The organism is Wenyingzhuangia sp. IMCC45574 (genome assembly GCF_054182685.1).
Genome location: NZ_CM135169.1, coordinates 3,144,583 through 3,165,308 on the forward strand (window position 1 = coordinate 3,144,583; position 20,726 = coordinate 3,165,308).

A 20,726-nucleotide genomic window follows, 5' to 3' on the forward strand; every position below is an offset into this window, starting at 1 on the left:
ATTTAAAGTTTTACTAAAAATAAAAACAGAGTTTACGATGAAAACAAAATATATAAAAAGACTACTCCCTCTGTTACTGCTTGCATTAAGTTTTCAAGCATGTACAGATGAGCTGGAACAAATAAATCCAAATGCACTTACTTTGGGGAGTTTTTGGACAAATACTGCAGATTTAAATACGGGTTTAAATTCAACATATGCATCTTTAAGAGAAGAGAATATTTTAGGGATATTCTTTGAGCCTACAAGAACCGATATTGGGGTGCCTAATACTTTTAGACAGAATACTCAAGGGAACCCTGTTTACGATCAAACATTTGATTTAACAACAAGGAATGTTCAAGATAAGTGGGCGGCTTGTTATAGAGGAATTTTTAGAGCAAATCAGGTAATTGATGCATATAAAAGGTTAGAGTCAACGTTTCTTACAGAAGATGCAAAAGCAACTGGGGTGTTAATTTATGCTCAGGCAAGAGCTATAAGAGGGTATTTGTATTATGTGTTGCATAGTTCATTTAACAATGGTTCTGTGCCGTTACATGCTTCTGTTCCGGTAACTTTTGATGAGTTACAAAAAACGTTTTCTGCTTCTGATGATGTGAAAGCATTTTATAGAGAAGATTTACAGTATGGGATGGATTATTTACCAGCTACGTATAACGCATGGCAGCAAGATGTAGGTGGTGCACATTTAGGACGTATTACAGGTGGAGCTTGCGAGGCGTTAATTGCGAAGAGCTATATGAATGATAATGATTTTGCAGGGGCTAAACCTTATTTACAAAATATCATTAATAACTATGGCTATGTTTTGGCAGATGATTTATCTAAATGTTTTACAGGGATTGACGAGTTTAATAACGAATCTATTTTTGAAATTAATTATACTACTGATGTAAATCCGTTAGGTGTTGGAGAGCAATTATTGTCTCAAAGAATTTCATATTTTTTAAATAATGGAAATAGAATACAGCCATCATCATGGTTAACATTAAAGTATAGAGAAGATAAAGTAGATACTTTAGATGTGACAAATACTGTTGAGAGGTTTTTATACGATCTAGGAGACGGTAAAGTTTCGGATACAATTACAACTTTTAGACAATACAGTTTAAGGATGTCGAATTCTATTTCTTCTGTAGATGATTTAGATTCTGGAATGTATGGAGTTACGTCTGCGGAGTACGGAACAGAGAGAGATGCATCTCCACATGCTAGACAAACTCCAAATTTTTGGAAAAAATTCACAAGTTGGAATACATCGAATGGTGGTTTAGGAGAGGATGAAAGTCCAGATTTTGCACAAAAATCAGGAATTAACATACCCGTTATTCGTTTGGCAGAAATCTATTTATTATATGCAGAAGTAATGCTTGAAGAAGGAAATTTAGGGGAAGCTTTAAAATATATTAATAGAGTTAGAAAGCGTTCTCATTTAGTCTTGTTAGGAAAATCTACAGAGGTAGGGGCAGAATATGCTGGTAGTGAAACTACTTACGTGGATGATATTGATATGGATCCAGACAATGGATTAGAGGCTGTGAATTTAATCAACTTAATGGAGCATTTACGTTTTACAGAGAAACCTTTAGAGTTGGCTTTAGAGAGCGAAAGAACTATCGATCTAAGACGTTGGGGAGTTTGGAAGCAGCAGTTAGAAACAATTGCTCAACAGGAATACGATTCTTATCATTATAGATCTCATTTAAACGGAGATAATCCACATAGATGGAGATGTTTTATAATGAGAACTGGAGAGGAGCCTACTCATTTCCTATTAAAGAATACAGCACAACCGGCACAACATAATTCAAATAGAAGGGCTAAAGAGCCACATTTAAGAGATGCTTTATTGGGGTCTACAAACTTTAATATGGAGTTGCATTCTTATTTTCCAGTGCCACAAACAGAAATTAATGCAAACTTAAATTGGGATAAATAGTCTAAGTTTTAAAAACATTTGAACATGAAAAGTATAAAAACAATAATAAAAACGCTTGTCGTGCTACTTTTGGTTGTAGGTTGTGCAGGCAATGAGTACGATACTCCAGAGTCATTTACAGACTTGTCTTTTACAACTACTTTTGGAGCTTCTACTTTAAGAGAAGGTGAGGTAAATAGATATATAAGTTTTATGGATTTGTCTGCAGGTGCTACACATCATGAGTGGAGAATTCCTAAAGGAGCTTTTTTCTTAAAGGGGCCTATTCCTAACAATTTGCCAAGTCACGATCAATTTATCATGAATCCGGGAGATACGGTTTCTACAGATAAAACTGTACATGTGTTGTTTAAAAAGGGAGACTCTAATACAGTGATAGAGCTGTATAATGAGTTTGCAGATTCAACATCTTTTATAGTACCTTCTTATTGGGATACTGTAGGTAATCAAACAATAAACGATACGATTAGAACTTCTAAGGTAGGAGATAAGTGGGTGGCTACTTATCAAGTTACATTAGATGTCTATGATACGATTGTTCCAACAATGGAAATTTATGATATTAATGAGAATAAAATTGATTATGATGCAGTTGATACTATTTACTTAGATTTTGGAGATCAATTAATTTTTAAAGATTTATCAGGGTTGTTGCCAGATAATAATGCAAGACCTAATGCAACAGCTTTTAGAGTTGCTACTATAGAAGAGAATGAAGAAGATGAGATTAGAGTTCACAATGATATAACAAGATATAATGCAGAAGATTTTGGGTTAGGTACTACGAATGTGGATACAATTAACTTTAATAAAACAATAGGTAACTTCTATGGTTTTTTAGAATCGCAAAGAGAGAGAACGGAAACGTTACGTGCACACGAGGCGAGATTTGATATTCCTGTTGTTTTTAAAGTATCTCCTTTAGCAGAAGATTTAGTTCCAAAAGCGAGTGCTACAGAGGCAGATGATAATTCAATTGTTATTACTTTATCTTCTAGAGTTCGTACTATTGAATCTTCTGTGCATCCTAATTTTACAGTAACAATAGATGGGACACCTACGGATATCTTATCAGTATTGAGTGCTAGAAATGGAAATGACTTGGTGGTTAATTTAGTAACACCATTAGAGCCATCTGATGCTTCTAAAACTGTAGAGCTGTCTTACGATGGATTAAATGAGGATATTGTTTCTTTAGATGAGAGACCATTGCTGGCTTTTACAGAGAGTGTGGCTGTTTATGTACCAACACCTGTAGATCAAACGGGAGATGTAGTGAGTGATTCTGAAAATAGTAAAGTCTTAGTTAAGTTTGATCAAGATATTGATGCTGCAACGCTAACTGGAGCTACAGATGCAACAGATGGCTTTACAGTGACATTAAACAGTACTCCTGCTACTATTAGTGCTATAACTGTAAATGCAACGGATGCTTCTGTTTTAGAATTAACAATTGCAGAAGGAGTTTATCATGATGATACTATTACTGTTGAGTTTTCAGGAGCGGCAACCAGCGAAATAAGATCGGTTGGTGAAGGTGCTTTAAATGCTTTTGGTGCTAAAACTGTCGTTCATAATTTAACGAACCTATTAATAGATGGAAGTTTTGAAGGTACCTTTGGAGAAAACTGGAAAGGTGGAGCAAGTGGTGCAGGTGCTGTAGTAGAGTTTTCTGCAGATCAAGCTAGGACAGGTAGTCAGAGTGTTAAGTTAAAAAATGACAAACCAAGATTAGAGACAACTGCTGCAAATGTATTTGATTATGAAGATGGAGCTACTTATAAAATCTCTTATTGGAGGTATATTCCTGCTGCTGTAGATTTTGACTCTGGAAACTTTAGAGGAGGAGATGCAGGAGAAAAAATTTGGTACAGACTTGGGCCTGGGAATGAATCAATCACTCCAAGATGGTTTGCCACTGGGGATCCAGTAAAAGATACTTGGGAACTTGTAGAGGTAGAATATAATCCTTTGGCTACAACGGGTGGAGGAATTAGATTCCAACCAGTGCCAACATCTGGAACAGAGTATACTTATTATATTGATGATATGAGTATTGTTAAAGTAAACAAGAGACCATAAGTTTTATTTTGGTGTAATATTAGAAAGCCCGCATTATGCGGGCTTTTTTTGTTTTAAAATGACGTATACGCATATATATGACCATTTGTGATGTCTAAAAAAACATATCTAATCAAGCTAAGAGTAGTCTTCGTGTTTCTTTGCAATGCGATTATAAGAATTGCCCTCTAAAAAAATAAACCGTTTGGTTACTAACAAAAACAGATGAAAAACTATTTAAACCAAAAAACAGTAAAAACTATTTTGTTGAATATGCTAGCGTTATTTTTAATAACAGCATGTTCAAAAACCAAACATGTCCAAACTCAGGACATAGACTTTAACAAAGGCTGGAAGTTTACTAAAGGAGAAATTAGTGAAGCTATCCAGCCTAGTTTTAACGATACGAGTTGGGAAACGGTTAATGTGCCTCACGATTGGAGTATTAAAGGTCCTTTTTCTAAGGAAAATCCTTCTTTTTCTAGAGGAGGATGGTTGCCAACGGGTAAATGTACTTATAGAAAAACATTTACAGTAGATGGAGCCAAAGAAGATAACAAAGTGTTTGTCTATTTTGATGGAGCTTATAGAAATTCAGTGGTTTACATTAATGGAAATAAAGTAGGATATAGATCTTTGGGGTATATAGGTTTCCAGTACGATTTAACAGAACACATCAACTTTAAAGGAGAAAATGTATTAACGGTTACATTGGATAACTCTGCTCAGCCAGGGCATAGATGGTATTCTGGTACGGGAATTTATAGAGATGTTACTTTAAAAATTAGAAACAAAACATATGTTCCTAATTGGAGTTTGTACGTAACAACTCCAGAAATTAGCAAAGAAAAAGCAATCGTAAAAGCCGCATTTAAACTGAAGACTGAATTCAAAGAAACAAAAACGATTACTGCTAAAACAGAAGTGCTTTATAAAGGAAGTATAGTTTCATCAAAAGAAGAAAATTGTACGGTTACACCAAGTAAAGTTTCTAAGGTAGATGTTTCTTTAGAAGTGTTAAATCCTAAGTTGTGGGCACCAAAAACTCCAGAATTATATACAGTTAGAGTGCAGTTGTTTGATGATGGAGAGTTGATAGGTGAAGAGTCTACTAGGACAGGAATCAGAACTTTAGGATATGATAAGGATACTGGTTTTTCCATTAATGGAGTGCAAACAAAATTAAAAGGAGTTTGTTTACATCATGCTGGAGGGCCTATAGGATCTGCTATTTACAAGAGAACCATCCAAAGACAATTAGAGATTTTAAGAGAAATGGGATGTAATGCAGTTAGAACATCGCATAATCCGTTTTCTACAGAATTTTTAGAAACCTGTGATGAAATGGGATTCTTAGTAATGAACGAGATGTTTGATGAATGGGAGGTGGTGAAAGAACCTGCAACTATTCAGAATGGAAAGAAAGTTCGTATTCCTGTAAAATATTATGCAGAAATCTTTAAAGAATGGGCAGACAAAGATTTGACAGATTTTGTGTTAAGAGATCGTAACCATCCATCAGTTGTAATGTGGAGTATTGGTAATGAAATCGATCAAATGAAAACAGATGAAGGAGTGCCTATTGCTAATAGGTTGATTGATATTATTCACAAATTGGATGATAGACCTGTTACCAACGGATTAATTGGGTACGGATGGGATGCTTGGCCAAGTGAAGCTGCTGCAGCTACAAGTGATATTAGAGGGTATAATTATATTAAAGAAAACGGATTAGATAGAGAAGATAAAATAGCTCCTGATGCTATGGGGGTTGTTACAGAGTGTGCATCTGCACAATCCTATTATCCAAGAAGTACTTATGTGTATGGGGATCAGAAAAAAGCATGGTGGGATAAGCTAGGTTATAAGTATAATGATGCGTTTGAATGGGTAGAAAAAAGAGAGTTAATCGGTTACAGAGGAGTACAAGCTTGGAAAGATATTAAAAACAGACCCAATATTATGGGGCAATTTATTTGGACAGGTTGGGATTATTTAGGAGAAGTTATTCCTTATGGATGGCCTGCGCGTTCTTCTTCTTTTGCTCCTATAGATTTATGTGGTTTTCCTAAAGATGGATATTATTTCTATCAATCACAATGGTCGGATAAGCCGATGGTACATATTTTTCCTCATTGGAATTTAGATGGAATGGAAGGAAAAAAAGTAACAGTGTATGCGTATACCAACGGAGATGAAGTTGAGTTGTTCCAAGATGGAAAGTCCCTAGGAAAACAGAAGAATAATTTAAACGATGTTGAATATCAACAATGGGATGTAGTTTATCAACCTGGAGAATTATCTGCGGTATCTTATAAGGAAGGAAAAGTCATTGCTACTAAAGTTGTAAAAACAGCTGGCAAGGCTGCAAAAATTAAATTGTTTGCTAGGAGAGCAAATTTAAAAGCGAATGGAGAAGATTTGGTATATGTAGAGTGTACTGTTTTAGATGCCGATGGAAATGTAGTGCCAAAGGCTGACAATCTAATCAAGTTTGATATAAAGGGTGCTGGTGAATTAATTGGAGTTGGTAATGGAGATAATATGAATCATGATTCATTCCAAGCAAAAGAGAGAAACGCATTTAATGGAAAGTGTTTGGCAATTGTAAGAACAACAGAGAGTGCAGGTGAAATTTCGTTTACTGCTTCTGCAGAAGGATTAAAGTCTGAAACGTTAGAGTTTGTAACAGAATAGTTAGCAAATCTAAATTTTGTTGACTTAAGTTATAAATAGAAGGCATGTATACTGTTTAAAAGGGTTCTTAGATGTTTGTTCTGGTTAATTAGCAGATATTCAAGAGTTATTGTTGCTAATTTAAATCATATGTTTCGTACTAAGAACGTTTTGTTGTACAAAGAACACCTTTAAAAACTGACCTTTGTCTCAGTTAAAAAACAATTCGGTAAAAATTTTCTGTTACTTAATTAAAAAAGAAAGATGTTTAAAAAAATCGTATTAGCTCTTACAGTTGGAGCGTTTTTATTTGTAGCCTGTAAAGGAACTTCTGAGAAGAAAGAGGCAGCAACAGAGACTAAAGCAAAAAAGGTTTATGAACCAAACTGGGAGTCTATCAAGAAAAATTACAAAGATCCAGCCTGGTTTAATAATCAAAAATTTGGAATTTTCATCCACTGGGGAGCATACGCAGTACCTGCTTATGGTTCTGAATGGTACCCAAGAAATATGTATATGGATACAGCTGTGTTTACGGCACAATTAAAGCATCAAAAAGATGGGCCACACAGTGTACACAAGCATCATTTAAAAACATATGGAGATCCTAAGAAATTTGGATACAAAGATTTTATTCCAATGTTTAAAGCAGAAAAATTTAATGCTGCTGAATGGATTGATATTTTTAAGAAAGCTGGAGCAAGATACGTAGTTCCTGTAGCAGATCACCATGATGGATTTGCTATGTACAAATCGAACACAACTCGTTGGAACTCTGTAGATATGGGGCCTAAAAGAGATGTTTTAGGAGAGTTGATGAAAGAAGGTAGAGCTAAAGGTTTAATTATGGGGGCTTCTTCTCACTTTGCTTTTAACTGGTCTTTCTTTAATAAAAAAGATCACTTTGATACAACAGATCCTGAATACGCAGACTTATATTCTTCTAAAGGAAAAGACTTAAGAGAACCAGTTTCGGAAGAGTTTAAGAAAAGATGGTGGTTAAGAACTAAAGATTTAATTGATAACTACCAGCCAGATATTTTATGGTTTGACTTTATGTTAGATACTCCAGATTTTAGAGAGTATCGTCCTAAGTTAGCTGCTTACTACTACAACAAAGGAATTGAGTGGGGTAAAGAAGTAGTATTACAAGACAAAAACTTTTACGAAGAGGCTTTTCCGATAGGAACTGTGGTATACGATTTAGAAAGAGGAAAGCTACCAGGAATTAGACCATTACCATGGCAAACGGATACTTCTATTGGTAAGAACTCTTGGTGTCATGTTTCTAACTGGAAATCTAAAACTACCAACCAGTTAATTGACGATTTAATTGATATTGTTTCTAAAAACGGAAACTTATTATTAAACGTAGGACCTAAAGCAGACGGTACTATTCCAGAAGATCAAAAAGAGATTTTATTCCAAATGGGAGAGTGGTTAGCTGCTAACGGAGATGCAATTTACGATACTAAATACTGGAAAACTTTTGGAGAAGGACCTACTGAAGTAAAAGCAGGACACCACTCAGAAGGAAAAAATAAGGCTTTAACAGGTCAAGACATTCGTTTTACTACAAAAGGAGACAAGTTATACGCTATTTTGATGGAGTGGCCAGAGAATGGAAATGTTAATATTCACTCTTTAGGAACTGATAGCGAATACGCAAAAGATATTACTGTGAAATCTGTTAAAATGTTAAGTACTGGAGCTACTTTACAATGGAAGCAAAATGCTGACGGAGTTAAAGTGGAATTGCCTGCTGAAAAGCCAGGTGACTATGCTTATGCATTAGAGATTACATTGTAGTTAAGTTAATTTTTGGTTTTGTTTAAAAGGTTTTGTCGTAAGGCAAAACCTTTTATTTTTTTCTAGAAGAATCTCTAATAATTAATTCGGCATCTAAAATTATTTTGTGCAATTCTGGTTTCCAGTCTTTGTCTTTTACTCTTAATAAAAACTGTTGAGCAACTAGTTTTCCTATTTTATGATTGTGCTGATAAATGGTAGAGATGGAGGGGGTGATAAGTTTTGTAAATGGCTCGTCACTAAAACCTACCAAAGCAATGTCTTCTGGAACCCTAATTCCTTTTTCTTGCAGTACTTGTAAAGCACCTAAAGCGGCATAATCACCAGAGGCAAAAATAGCATCGGGCAATTTAGGAAGTTTTAGTAGTTCTTCGGTTTTCTCTCGTCCGTCTTTAATGGTTAGATCACTTTCTATTAGTAAACTTTCTACAATAGGTAAGTTATGTTTTAATAAAGCATCTATATAGCCTCTAATACGGTTTTTGTATATTCTAGTGTGGCTAAAACCTGCAATATGAGCAATTCTCTCACAGCCTTGTTCTACCAAGTGGTCTACTACTATATGGCTACTTTGGTAATCATCAATTCCTATATAATCTACTCCAATATCGTTTTCTCCTCTATCGTATAAGATTAGAGGGATTCCTTTTTCTTTAATTTTTTCATAATGCTCAAAAGTTATGGTTTCATTTGCTAAAGATGCAATAATACCATCTACTTGTGTTTGTAGCAAGGCTTCTATATTTCTACACTCTTTATCGTAAGATTCATTAGATTGAGTAATGATTACGTTGTAGCCTACTTTGTTTAATTCTTCTTCAATACTTTCTACCACAGAAGAAAAGAAATAACTGTTTGTTCTTGGAACTACAATTCCTACTAAATTACTTCTTCCGCTTCTAAGAGCAGAGGCAAGATGATTTGGCTGATATCCTAACTCTTCGGCTTTTCTTCTAACAGCACGTTTTGTTTTATCGCTAATACGTGGATGATTGTGCAGGGCTCTAGAAACTGCTGAAGGTGTAATTTGCAGGGCATTAGCAATATCTTTTATGGTAGTTTTTCTTTTCATTATTTAATAATATTACTATATTTGCTCAATCGTTTGAACAAAAGTAAAAAATATTTCATCCTTTATTTAGGATTTGTGATATTTAGTTTGTCAAAAATACAGGATTAATAATTGAGTTTTTTTCGGTTATTAATTTTTTTGCACCAAGTGTTCAAACGTTTGCGCAAGTAAAAAATAACATATACATATCAAGATGAAATACATTGTTTGTGAAGAGCCAGGGACGTTTTTGTTAAAAGAAAAAGAAATGCCTGTGCGTAAAGAAAACGAAGCTTTATTAAGAATTAAGAAAGTTGGAATCTGTGGAACAGATTTACATGCTTATTCTGGAAATCAAGCATTCTTTACATATCCAAGAATTTTAGGACACGAATTGGCTTCGGAAGTTGTTGAAATTGGAGAGAATGAAAGAGGATTAAAAGCAGGAGACAATGTGGTAGTAATGCCTTACGTTAGTTGTGGTGAGTGTATTGCATGTAGAAATGGAAAAACAAACTGTTGTACTAATATTAGTGTATTAGGTGTGCATTCAGATGGTGGTATGCAAGAGTACATCACTGTTCGTCAAGATTTATTGTTACCAGCAAACCATTTGTCAGATGATCAGATGGCAATTGTTGAGCCTTTGGCTATTGGTGCACATGCAATTCGTAGAGCAGATGTAAAGTCTGGAGAAACTGTTGTAGTGGTAGGATGTGGACCTATTGGAATTGGAATGGTAAAGTTGGCACAGATTGCAGGTGCTAAAGTAATTGTATTAGATGTAAACGACGATCGTTTAAAGTATACAAAAGAAGAGATAGGTGCTGATTATATCATTAACGTGAATGATAATCCAGTAGAAAAAATAGCAGAAATTACCAATGGAGATATGGCAACAGCTGTATTTGATGCCACAGGATTTAAAGGAGCGTTAGAAGTAGGACCAGATTATATGGCACACGGAGGACGTTATGTGTTAGTTGGTTTATCTAAAGGAGATTTAACTTTTACACATCCTAAAATTCATGCAAAAGAAACTACTATTATGTGTAGTAGAAATGCAACTACAGAAGATTTTGAACATGTAATTAGTGTATTAGACCAGTTCCCAACAAGTTCTTTTATTACACACAACGTTCATTTTACAGAAATGATAGCAAACTTTGATAGTTGGACAAAACCTGCTACTGGAGTGATTAAAGCAACAGTAGATTTTATCTAAGAGCTAAAAAATTAAAAACCAAAAACCAAACCAAAATCATATTAACTTAATTTATTAATCAATGTTTTCAAAAGATCACAAGGTTGTTACTTTTGGTGAGATATTAGGAAGGTTATCTCCTCCTAATAATCTCAGGTTTAGTCAGGCAGCCGCCCTTGAAATTATTTATGGAGGGGGAGAATTTAACGTAGCTGCTTCTTTGGCAAATTACGGGGTTAGAGCACAGTTTATTTCTGCTGTGCCAGACAATCCAATAGGAGATTGTGTATTACAAACTATTCGTTCTAGAAATGTAGGAGCTAAGAATATTCTTAGACAGGGAAATAGGCTAGGGCTTTATTTCTTAGAGCATGGTTCGTCTGGTAGGAATAGTGCAGTAGTATACGATAGAGCGAATTCAGCAATGTCAGAAATTAAACCTGGTCAGTTTGATTGGGATACTATTTTTGAAGATGCTACGGTGTTTCACTGGAGTGGTATTACACCTGCTTTATCGCAATCTGCAGCGGATACTTGTTTAGAGGCTGTACAAGAGGCATCTAAAAGAGGGATTACTATTTCTACAGACTTAAACTACAGAAGTAAGTTGTGGAAGTATGGTAAAGAACCTAAGGAGGTAATGCCAGAGTTGTTAAAGTACAGTAATATCATCTTAGCAGATGTAGATACAGCTATGTTTATGTTAGGAAAAGGGAAGTTAAACCCTGACTACGCTAAAGAGGAGGAAGTAAAATTACGTTTTGATGGAATTATAGAGATGTTACCAAACATCCATACCATTGGAATGACATTTAGAAACTCTGTAAACGCTTCTCACCAGAAAATTGGAGGATTGTTGTACAAAGATGGTCAGTTATACCGTGAAAGAATTAAAGAGGTTTCTCCTGTTGTAGATAGAGTTGGAACTGGAGATGCTTTTATGGGAGGGTTATTGTATGGACTAATAGAGTACAAAGACGATTTACAAAAGGCAGTGTCTTTTGCAACAGCAGCTTGTGTTATTAAGCATACCATTTTTGGTGATGTAAACAGAGCTTCTAAGCAAGAGGTAATTGACTTTATGGAGAGTGATGGATCTGCTTTAGTAGATAGGTAACAGATACCCATTTGGTTTAGACAAAAAACAAAAATTAACGAAACAACAAAAGACAAAAAAATGGCACAATTTTCAAGAATTGAAGTTGCTCAGGTGATGAAAGAAACAGGTATGGTACCTTTATTTTATCACCCAGATATAGAGTTAGGAAAAAAAGTATTAAAAGCATGTTACGATGGTGGAGCTCGTTTGTTAGAGTTTACTGCCCGTGGAGACTTTGCTCACGAAGTTTTTGCTGAGTTAACAAAGTATGCTGTTAAAGAATTACCAGGAATGATTATGGGAGTTGGATCTGTTACAGATGCAGCAGCTGCTTCTTTGTATATGTCTTTAGGAGCAAACTTTATTGTAACACCTGTTTTTAGAGAAGATATTGCTATTGCTTGTAATAGACGTAAAGTAGCTTGGAACCCAGGATGTGGAACGTTAACTGAAATTGCAAGAGCTGAGGAGCTAGGATGTGAGATTGTAAAATTATTCCCAGGAAATTTATACGGACCTAATTTTGTGAAAGGAATTGTAGGGCCACAACCTTGGACATCTATTATGCCAACAGGAGGTGTAACTACAGAAGAAGAGAACTTAAGAGGATGGTTCGATGCTGGAGTTGTATGTGTTGGTATGGGATCTCAGTTAATCAGTAAGCAAATCTTAGCAGATAAAGATTTTGATGGATTACAAGAGAAGGTAGCAGGAGCTATCGCAACAATTAAAAAAATAAGAGGATAAATATTATGTCAGTTCAGTACGCACAAATCGATCCAAAAGATAACATTATTGTGGCTATTCAGCCTCTAGCTAAAGGGCTAGAGGTTGATGTTGCCAATCAAAACTTAGTGTTAAAAGAGGATATCAAACAAAAGCACAAATTTGCATTAAATGACTTTGCTGTAGGTGATGAAATTTTCATGTACGGGGTTTTAATTGGTAAAGCTGTGCAACCGATTGCACAAGGTTGCGCTATTACCATAGATAATGTAAAACATGCTTCTGCAGAATATCAAGAGAGCAAAGAAAAGTTCACATGGACTGCTCCAGATATTTCTAATTTCGAAGGAAGAACCTTTAACGGATACCACAGAAAAGATGGTAAAGTGGGAACAGGAAACTATTGGTTGGTAATTCCACTAACTTTCTGTGAAAACAGAAACGTAGATGTTTTAGAAGGAGCTCTTTCTGAAAAGTTAGGATACGAAACAAAGAAAGATTTTGCGGTTGATACTGATGCATTGATTGCTCAATACAAAGCAGGAGCAAGTTCTGATGATATTTTTAACACACCTATCATTACTACTAAAGAAGAAATGTCTAAAAACAGAATCTTCCCAAATGTAGATGGAATTAAATTCTTAAAGCACGATGGTGGTTGTGGAGGTATCCGTCAGGACTCTGAAGTATTGTGTAAATTATTAGCAGGTTATATTACGAACCCTAACGTAGCAGGTGCAACTGTATTTAGTTTAGGGTGTCAGAATGCACAAATAGAAATGTTGCAAGATGCTATTAAAGCCATTGCTCCAGACAACGATAAGCCAGTACATTACTTAGAACAACAACAAAGCTCTAGCGAACGTTCTTTAATAGAAGAAGCTGTTAAGCATACGTTTATTGGGTTAACAGAGGCTAACAAATTAACTCGTCAGCCAGCACCATTAAGCAAATTGGTTTTAGGTTTAGAGTGTGGAGGATCTGATGGTTTCTCTGGAATTTCTGCAAACCCAGCTTTAGGGTATGCTTCAGATTTATTGGTTGCTTTAGGAGGATGTCCAGTATTATCTGAATTCCCAGAATTAAACGGTGTAGAGCAGGAAATTATCAACAGATGTAATACTGAGCAAGACGCTAAGAAGTTCTACGATTTAATGAGAGCTTACTCGGCTGCTGCTGTAGCGGTAGGATCTGGATTTGAGAACAACCCATCGCCTGGGAATATTAAGGATGGTTTAATTACAGATGCAATGAAATCTGCAGGAGCTGCTAAAAAAGGAGGAACTTCTCCAGTGGTTCAAGTATTAGATTATACAGAGCAGGTAACAAAACCAGGATTAAACTTATTGTGTACACCAGGAAACGATGTGGAATCTACAACCGGATTGGTTGGTTCTGGATGTAATATTGTTGTGTTTACAACAGGGCTAGGAACTCCTACAGGAAATCCAGTAGCACCGGTTTTAAAAATATCAAGTAATACAAACCTGTACGAAAGAATGAACGATATCATTGATATCAATACAGGGACAGTAATTACAGGAGAAGATACCATTCAAACAATGGGAGAAAAAATATTAGACCATGTAATTAGAGTAGCAAGTGGAGAAACTCCATCTAAAGCTGTTGTACATGGTAATAATGACTTTATTCCTTGGAAAAGAGGAGTTTCTCTTTAAGAGCATAGCATACTGAGTAGTTAGTTCCTAAGCAATACAGACTAACTACTCGGTATTTCTGAATTAAAAAAAACAAAAATGTTTAACGAGTAGTTTCTGTCTTTGTACTCACTACTCACTACTAACTACCTAATAATATGAATTCTTTAAATAGAAGTACAGCTACTGTAAAAACGTATACTGAAAGAATTATTCAATTTGGAGAAGGAAACTTCTTAAGAGCTTTTGCTAACTGGATGATTCACGAAATGAACAAAAATGCAAACTTCGATGCTGGAGTAGTTGCAGTTCAACCAATTGATCAAGGTTTAATTAAAATGTTAAACGATCAGGATGGATTGTATACATTGTATTTAAACGGAATTAAAAATGGAGAGGCAATTAGCGAACACGAAATCGTAGATTGTATTCAAAGAGGAATAGATCCTTACGCAAGTCATGCAGATTATTTAGCAGTTGCTGAAAACCCAGACTTACGTTTTATGATTTCTAACACTACAGAGGCAGGTATTGCATACAATGCTGATGACAAGTTAGACGATGCTCCACAAACTAGTTTTCCAGGGAAATTAACGGCTTTATTATACAAGAGATTCCAAACTTTTAACGGAGCTTCTGATAAAGGGTTGATTTTAATTCCTTGTGAGTTAATAGACAAAAACGGAGACAACTTAAAGAGAATCATTTTACAATACGCTGCAGACTGGAATTTAGGAGAAGCGTTTGTAAACTGGATTGAAAATGATAATATTTTCTGTAATTCATTAGTAGATAGAATTGTTCCAGGATATCCAAGAGATAAGATGGATGCTATTACTAAGGAGTTAGGATACAAAGATAATTTAGTAGTAGAGGGAGAGCAATTCCACTTATGGGTAATTGAAGGACCTGCTTCTGTAAAAGAAGAAATTCCTGCTGAGGCTTGTGGATTAAATATTGTGTTTACAGACAATATGGAGCCTTACAGAACTCGTAAAGTAAGAATCTTAAACGGAGCACATACTACTTTAGTTCCTGTTGGTTACTTGTACGGAATTGATAAAGTTCGTGAGTCTTTAGAAGATGAAGTTGTAGGAACTTACTTAAAGAATACCATCTTTAACGAAATCTGTCCAACATTAGATTTACCAGAGGCTGAGTTGAATCAGTTTGCTAATGATGTATTAGATCGTTTTAGAAACCCATATTTAGAACATGCGTTAATGAGTATTTCATTAAACTCTACCTCTAAATATAAAACAAGAGTATTACCATCTGTTTTAGAGTTTATTAAGAGAAAGAACGAATTGCCTCAAGGGTTATTATTCTCTTTGGCTTCTTTAATTGCTTTCTACAAAGGAGATAGAAATGGAGAAGAGATTGCTCTAAAAGACGATCAGTCTGCTTTAGATTTCTTTAAAACACAATGGGCAACAGGAGATGTTGCTGTTGTAGTAAAAGCTACATTGGCAAATACAGATTTCTGGGGAACAGATTTAACTGCTTTAGAAGGAGTAGAAGCAGCCGTAGTTTCTCACTTAGAAGGAATTGTTGCAAATGGAATGAAAGCTAGCTTAGATGCTTTTGTAAAATAAAAATAGTTAAAAATCCTCTACAGTTTTCTGTAGAGGATTTTTTATTGCTAACCAAACCAAAGAATTAGAAATGGTTATAGATTCACATCAACATTTTTGGAATTACGAGCCTGTTAAGCACGAGTGGATAGACGATGAAATGGCTGTAATCCGTAGAGATTTTACTCCAGAAGATTTACAAAAAGTATATCAAGAAAATGGAGTAGATGGTTGTGTTGCTGTACAAGCAGATCAAACAACGGTTGAAACAGATTTTTTAATTGATTTAGCATCTAAAAATGACTTTATAAAAGGAGTTGTAGGATGGGTAGATTTTAGAGGGGATGATATTGATGCCGTTTTAGAAAACTATAGTAAGTACGATGTAGTAAAAGGTTTTCGTCATGTGGTTCAAGGGGAGCCAGACCATAACTTTTTAGTACGTCCTAACTTTTTAGAAGGGATTTCTAAATTAGAACAATATGGGTTTACATACGATATCTTAGTGTTTCCACATCAATTAGGATCGGTATTAGAATTCGTTAAAAAATTCCCGAACATCAATTTTGTAATAGATCATATTGCTAAGCCATATATTAAAGATGGTTTTTACGATGGTTGGGCAACAATGATGACTGAAATTGGAAAGCAACCAAATGTATATTGTAAAATTTCTGGAATGGTAACAGAGGCAGATTACAAAACTTGGACTCCAGAGCAGTTAGAACCTTATATGAAATTGGTTTTAGATGCTTTTGGTGTAGCTAAAGTAATGTTTGGCTCTGACTGGCCAGTTTGTTTGGTAGCCGGAAATTATACAGCAGTAAAAGAAACAATCACAAATTTTATAGCAAAATTAAATCCAGAAGCACAAGCTGCGATAATGGGAGGAAATGCTATCAAATTCTATAATTTATAAAAAACTAGAAATGGACTTAAACTTAAAAGGTAAAGTAGTTGTTGTAACAGGAGCTGCTGGAATTAAAGGAAGTATTGGAGAAACTATTGTACAACATTTAGCAGCAGAGGGAGCAGTTCCTGTAATTGTTGATAGAAATGATAGAGGAGGGGAATATGCAGAAGAATTACAAGCAAAAGGAATAGATTCAATCTTTGTAAAAACAGATTTATCTGATGCTAGTCAAGTAGAAGCTGCAGCAAAAGTAATAGAAGCAAAGTATGGAGAAATTCACGCTTTAATTAACAATGTTGGGGTTAATGATGGAGCAGGATTGGATAGCTCTATAGAAGATTTTATGTATTCTTTAAAATTGAATATGGTAAGTTTCTTCGCCATGACGAAGTATTGTTTGCCAATGCTAAAGAAAGGGAAAGGAAATATCTTAAATATTGGTTCTAAAGTAGGTTTAACAGGTCAGGGAGGAACTTCTGGATACGCAGCTGCAAAAGGTGGTGTGTTAGGACTAACTCGTGAGTGGGCTGTAGATTTAATTAAAGATGGAATTCGTTCTAACGCAATTATTATTGCTGAGAGCTGGACACCTGCATACGATGCTTGGATTAAAACGTTGGAGAACGGAGAAGAAAAATTAAAATCTATTGTTAAGAAAATTCCATTAGAAAATAGAATGACAACACCAGCAGAAATTGCAGATCAATGTTTGTTTACTATTTCTGACAAATCATCGCATACTACAGGACAATTTATCGCTGTAGATGGTGGATATGTGAATTTAGACAGGTCTTTATTGACTGAATAAGACATATGTGATAGACTAACGAATCTTTTGTGTTGTTGGTTTTGGTAAGATTTACCTTAATTAGCAACACTTAAATTTTATAACTAATACAAAAATTATGAGCCAAACAACTAAAAAGTCAGTAGTAAGTAAAGAGTTACTATTTCCTTTTATCATTATTACCTCTTTGTTCGCATTGTGGGGTATCGCTAATGATTTAACTAACCCAATGGTATCTGCTTTTAAGAAAGTAATGCCAGAGTTGTCAAATATGCAAGCTTCATTGGTACAGTTTGCTTTTTATTTTGGATATTTCTTTATGGCTTTGCCAGCTGCTTTATTTATTAGAAAGTATAGTTACAAGTCAGGAATTATTTTAGGATTGTGTTTGTATGCTATTGGAGCTTTCTTGTTTTATCCTGCTGCTGCATTTCAGGAATTTAATTATTTCTTAGTGTCTTTATGGGTAATTACATGTGGATTGGCATTTTTAGAAACCACTTCGAATCCTTTAATTTTAGCATTAGGAGATAAAGAAACAGCAACGCAGCGTTTAAATTTAGCGCAAGCTTTTAACCCTATTGGATCTTTAATGGGGATGATTGTAGCTCAGCAATTTGTGATTTCTGCATTGCAATCAGATGATAAAAATGAAGCTGGAGAGTTGGTATACGATACCTTGTCTGAAACTGCAAAAGCAGCAGTAAAAGAAAATGATTTAGGAGTTATTAGTGTTCCTTATATTGTTTTAGGATTGGTTGTTTTGGCTATTATGGCAATTATCATTTTTACAAAAATTCCTAAGACATCTGAAGAAGATAAAATGGGATTAGGTGAATCTTTTAAAAAGCTATTTGCAAACAATAATTACATTCAAGGAGTAATTGCTCAGGCTTTTTATGTGGGAGCACAAATTATGTGTTGGACATATATTTTTCAATATGTAGATAACATTAACGAAGGATTGCCAGCAGATGAAGCTCTAACAGCTACTTGGTATAATGTGGCAGCTATGATTATTTTCTTATCAGGAAGATGGATAGGTACTGGTTTAATGAAAACAATGAATCCTTCTAGAGTTTTAATGATGTTTGGTTTTGGAGGGGTTATTTTTGCTGCTGGAGCTATTTTATTACCTGGTAGTATAGGACTTTACTCTTTAGTTTTAGTTTCTTTATTTATGTCTATTATGTTCCCTACAATTTACGGAATTGCTTTAAAAGACATGGGAGACGAAGCAAAGATAGGTTCTGCAGGATTGGTAATGGCGATTGTTGGAGGAGCTTTAATGCCAATTATACAAGGAAGTATTTTAGATTGGGGAGGACCTGGTTTTTCTGATGTGAAAATTTTAGGTTTTATACCAGAAGTTAACTTTTCATTTATTTTACCATTAATCTGTTTAGCAGTTGTTGCTAGATACGGAATGGTGACCTATAAAAAATCAAAAAACTAATACGTTTATGAGTACAAAAAGATTTTGTTTAACGTGTGATTTAAAAGACGATCCAACGTTAATTGCTGAATATAAAGAATACCATGCAGCTGGAAATGCATGGCCAGAAATTACAGCTAGTATTAAAGATGCTGGAATTGTAGATATGCAAATCTATTTATCAGGGAACAGAATGTTTATGATAATGGAGTGCGATGAAACATTTGACCCTAACAAAAAAGCAGAAATGGATGCTAACAATCCTAAGGTGCAAGAATGGGAGGAGTTAATGTGGAAATATCAACAAGGATTGCCTTGGGCTAAAAACGGAGAAAAGTGGATTGAAATGGAAAAAGTATTCCAATTGGGAGCTTAATTTCTATTCAGTTTTAGATATAAAAAATCCGATGCTTTTGCATCGGATTTTTTGTTTTATTGCTAATAATAAAATTTTACATTTTATATGACTTTTAGCACCTGTTTGAATTTGTATAGGTAAAAACTCTTGTATTGCTGTGTTTTAGAAATATAAAGAAGGGAGTATTCAGAGGATGTCTAGTCAAAAAAAGAGCTTTATAGATAGTTTTGAGGCTAAGTTTATGTCATATTAATTTAAAATATAAACGTATGAAAATTATGAGATTAGCTTACATTTTAATCTTTTGTTTATTTATTAGCTGTGAAGATGAAACTAAAGAGAGTATGTTAACGTCCGAAGAATCGGTTGATGGTTCTTTTAATGGACTAGACAATGTACCTGTGAGAGAAGGTACACCAATAGCAACTTTTTCTAGTTGTAGTCCTACAGACGATATTTTGTTCGATGCTCCTGTAGACAATACGATACAAGAAGTAAACCGAAGTTCTTTTGGTATGGGGAACTGGCAATTGGTAGATCTCTTGTCTGATGAATTTGATTATCCAGGAGGGAAATCTGCCCCTGTTTTTACAAGTAAGTGGAAGTATGGTTTTGTAAATAGTTATACAGGACCCTTACCAACCCAATGGACAGGAGATCAAATTACTTTTGAAACCTTAAGTGGTAGCAATCGTGCTTTGGTTTTAACTGCTGCAGATTCTGGTTCTGGTGCTGCAAGAAGGTTAAAGTGTGGTATGATTACTTCTAATGCAAAAAGTAGCTTTCCTATTTTTCAAGAAGCTAGAGTTAAAATTAGTAACTCTCAATTGGCAAATGCAGTATGGATGTTAAGTGATGATGCGGGTACTACAGAGGAGATTGACAATTTAGAGGCTTATGGACCAAGATTACGTCCTGATAATACACAGTGTGAATATCCTTACTATGCAGATCGTATTCACTTAAGTCACCATACATTTGAAACGCAAAATGGGGTAAGATTAGATTACCAACCTCACAAACAAACTTGGATGTCTAGAAAAAAGACTACAGGAAACTGTAATAGAACAAACGATGTGGTATGGAGTGAAGACTACCATTATTTTGGTGTGAAATGGGTAAACAAACATCGTTTGGAGTACTTTATAGATGGACAAAGAGTTAAGATTGTAAAAGGATTGAGAGTGGAAGATGGTATAGATCCTGAATATTATACAGATTGTAATGGGTTGTCAAGAGAAATGCATATGATTATTAGCCAGGCTGCACAAGCATGGAGATATGGTGGAACTGCTAACTTCTGGAACAGTACAGATATTAAATCGGGTGCTGATACTAAGATGTATGTAGATTGGATTCGTGTATATTCTCCAAGTGGTCAGGTAAACACAAGAACTTGTAATTAATTTGCTTGCATAGCAATTCTAAGCTAA

Annotated in this window: 15 protein-coding genes; 14 read left to right on the forward strand and 1 reads right to left on the reverse strand. The window is 34.9% G+C overall.

Going from position 1 to position 20,726, the window contains the following annotated elements; all coding sequences use genetic code 11:
• Nucleotides 1-37: 37 nt before the first annotated feature.
• The 4 genes from ACXHHC_RS13285 (at nucleotide 38) to ACXHHC_RS13300 (ending at nucleotide 8,488) form a co-directional block, all read left to right on the forward strand.
• Nucleotides 38-1,942: a RagB/SusD family nutrient uptake outer membrane protein gene (locus ACXHHC_RS13285; RefSeq protein WP_458226860.1), complete on the forward strand. Its 1,905-nt coding sequence runs from the start codon at nucleotides 38-40 to the stop codon at nucleotides 1,940-1,942.
• Between the two features lie 24 nt (nucleotides 1,943-1,966).
• Nucleotides 1,967-4,024 carry a SwmB domain-containing protein gene (locus ACXHHC_RS13290; protein WP_458226861.1) on the forward strand — a complete coding sequence of 686 codons (2,058 nt, stop codon included), beginning with the start codon at nucleotides 1,967-1,969 and terminating at the stop codon, nucleotides 4,022-4,024.
• A 204-nt stretch (nucleotides 4,025-4,228) separates the two neighbouring features.
• Nucleotides 4,229-6,700, forward strand: coding sequence for a glycoside hydrolase family 2 TIM barrel-domain containing protein (locus ACXHHC_RS13295; RefSeq protein WP_458226862.1), 2,472 nt, complete (start codon nucleotides 4,229-4,231; stop codon nucleotides 6,698-6,700).
• 243 nt (nucleotides 6,701-6,943) lie between these two features.
• Nucleotides 6,944-8,488 (forward strand): alpha-L-fucosidase, encoded by a 1,545-nt coding sequence (locus tag ACXHHC_RS13300; RefSeq protein WP_458226863.1) that lies wholly within the window; start codon nucleotides 6,944-6,946, stop codon nucleotides 8,486-8,488.
• Between the two features lie 52 nt (nucleotides 8,489-8,540).
• Here ACXHHC_RS13300 and ACXHHC_RS13305 read toward each other — a convergent pair whose 3' ends face one another.
• Nucleotides 8,541-9,560: a LacI family DNA-binding transcriptional regulator gene (locus tag ACXHHC_RS13305; RefSeq protein ID WP_458226864.1), complete on the reverse strand. Its 1,020-nt coding sequence runs from the start codon at nucleotides 9,558-9,560 to the stop codon at nucleotides 8,541-8,543.
• Nucleotides 9,561-9,753: 193 nt separating this feature from the next.
• Here ACXHHC_RS13305 and ACXHHC_RS13310 point away from each other — a divergent pair, with 193 nt between their 5' ends.
• The 10 genes from ACXHHC_RS13310 to ACXHHC_RS13355 all read left to right on the forward strand — a co-directional run bounded on the left by ACXHHC_RS13310 (nucleotide 9,754) and on the right by ACXHHC_RS13355 (nucleotide 20,699).
• Entirely contained in the window at nucleotides 9,754-10,764 is a 1,011-nt protein-coding gene (locus ACXHHC_RS13310; RefSeq protein WP_458226865.1) for a zinc-binding alcohol dehydrogenase family protein, read from the forward strand.
• Nucleotides 10,765-10,825: 61 nt separating this feature from the next.
• The gene (locus ACXHHC_RS13315; protein WP_458226866.1) at nucleotides 10,826-11,860 is read left to right on the forward strand and encodes a PfkB family carbohydrate kinase; all 1,035 of its coding nucleotides are present in this window, start codon (nucleotides 10,826-10,828) and stop codon (nucleotides 11,858-11,860) included.
• A 60-nt stretch (nucleotides 11,861-11,920) separates the two neighbouring features.
• Complete coding sequence (locus ACXHHC_RS13320; protein WP_458226867.1) at nucleotides 11,921-12,589, forward strand: bifunctional 4-hydroxy-2-oxoglutarate aldolase/2-dehydro-3-deoxy-phosphogluconate aldolase; 669 nt, start codon at nucleotides 11,921-11,923, stop codon at nucleotides 12,587-12,589.
• 5 nt (nucleotides 12,590-12,594) lie between these two features.
• Nucleotides 12,595-14,247 (forward strand): UxaA family hydrolase, encoded by a 1,653-nt coding sequence (locus ACXHHC_RS13325; RefSeq protein ID WP_458226868.1) that lies wholly within the window; start codon nucleotides 12,595-12,597, stop codon nucleotides 14,245-14,247.
• 137 nt (nucleotides 14,248-14,384) lie between these two features.
• The gene (locus ACXHHC_RS13330) at nucleotides 14,385-15,821 is read left to right on the forward strand and encodes a tagaturonate reductase (RefSeq protein WP_458226869.1); all 1,437 of its coding nucleotides are present in this window, start codon (nucleotides 14,385-14,387) and stop codon (nucleotides 15,819-15,821) included.
• Between the two features lie 70 nt (nucleotides 15,822-15,891).
• Nucleotides 15,892-16,719, forward strand: a complete 828-nt coding sequence (locus tag ACXHHC_RS13335) for an amidohydrolase family protein (RefSeq protein ID WP_458226870.1) — start codon at nucleotides 15,892-15,894, stop codon at nucleotides 16,717-16,719.
• A gap of 10 nt (nucleotides 16,720-16,729) precedes the next feature.
• Nucleotides 16,730-17,521 (forward strand): SDR family oxidoreductase, encoded by a 792-nt coding sequence (locus tag ACXHHC_RS13340; protein ID WP_458226871.1) that lies wholly within the window; start codon nucleotides 16,730-16,732, stop codon nucleotides 17,519-17,521.
• A 97-nt stretch (nucleotides 17,522-17,618) separates the two neighbouring features.
• Nucleotides 17,619-18,956, forward strand: coding sequence for an L-fucose:H+ symporter permease (gene fucP / locus ACXHHC_RS13345; protein ID WP_458226872.1), 1,338 nt, complete (start codon nucleotides 17,619-17,621; stop codon nucleotides 18,954-18,956).
• A 7-nt stretch (nucleotides 18,957-18,963) separates the two neighbouring features.
• Nucleotides 18,964-19,311 carry an L-rhamnose mutarotase gene (locus ACXHHC_RS13350; RefSeq protein WP_458226873.1) on the forward strand — a complete coding sequence of 116 codons (348 nt, stop codon included), beginning with the start codon at nucleotides 18,964-18,966 and terminating at the stop codon, nucleotides 19,309-19,311.
• Nucleotides 19,312-19,562: 251 nt separating this feature from the next.
• Entirely contained in the window at nucleotides 19,563-20,699 is a 1,137-nt protein-coding gene (locus ACXHHC_RS13355; RefSeq protein WP_458226874.1) for a hypothetical protein, read from the forward strand.
• Nucleotides 20,700-20,726: the final 27 nt, after the last annotated feature.

Coding starts and splice junctions, on each gene's coding strand:
- ACXHHC_RS13285 (WP_458226860.1), top strand. CDS start 38: ATGAAAACAAAATATATAAAAAGACTACTCCCTCTGTTACTGCTTGCA.
- ACXHHC_RS13290 (WP_458226861.1), top strand. CDS start 1,967: ATGAAAAGTATAAAAACAATAATAAAAACGCTTGTCGTGCTACTTTTG.
- ACXHHC_RS13295 (WP_458226862.1), top strand. CDS start 4,229: ATGAAAAACTATTTAAACCAAAAAACAGTAAAAACTATTTTGTTGAAT.
- ACXHHC_RS13300 (WP_458226863.1), top strand. CDS start 6,944: ATGTTTAAAAAAATCGTATTAGCTCTTACAGTTGGAGCGTTTTTATTT.
- ACXHHC_RS13305 (WP_458226864.1), bottom strand. CDS start 9,560: ATGAAAAGAAAAACTACCATAAAAGATATTGCTAATGCCCTGCAAATT.
- ACXHHC_RS13310 (WP_458226865.1), top strand. CDS start 9,754: ATGAAATACATTGTTTGTGAAGAGCCAGGGACGTTTTTGTTAAAAGAA.
- ACXHHC_RS13315 (WP_458226866.1), top strand. CDS start 10,826: ATGTTTTCAAAAGATCACAAGGTTGTTACTTTTGGTGAGATATTAGGA.
- ACXHHC_RS13320 (WP_458226867.1), top strand. CDS start 11,921: ATGGCACAATTTTCAAGAATTGAAGTTGCTCAGGTGATGAAAGAAACA.
- ACXHHC_RS13325 (WP_458226868.1), top strand. CDS start 12,595: ATGTCAGTTCAGTACGCACAAATCGATCCAAAAGATAACATTATTGTG.
- ACXHHC_RS13330 (WP_458226869.1), top strand. CDS start 14,385: ATGAATTCTTTAAATAGAAGTACAGCTACTGTAAAAACGTATACTGAA.
- ACXHHC_RS13335 (WP_458226870.1), top strand. CDS start 15,892: ATGGTTATAGATTCACATCAACATTTTTGGAATTACGAGCCTGTTAAG.
- ACXHHC_RS13340 (WP_458226871.1), top strand. CDS start 16,730: ATGGACTTAAACTTAAAAGGTAAAGTAGTTGTTGTAACAGGAGCTGCT.
- fucP (WP_458226872.1), top strand. CDS start 17,619: ATGAGCCAAACAACTAAAAAGTCAGTAGTAAGTAAAGAGTTACTATTT.
- ACXHHC_RS13350 (WP_458226873.1), top strand. CDS start 18,964: ATGAGTACAAAAAGATTTTGTTTAACGTGTGATTTAAAAGACGATCCA.
- ACXHHC_RS13355 (WP_458226874.1), top strand. CDS start 19,563: ATGAAAATTATGAGATTAGCTTACATTTTAATCTTTTGTTTATTTATT.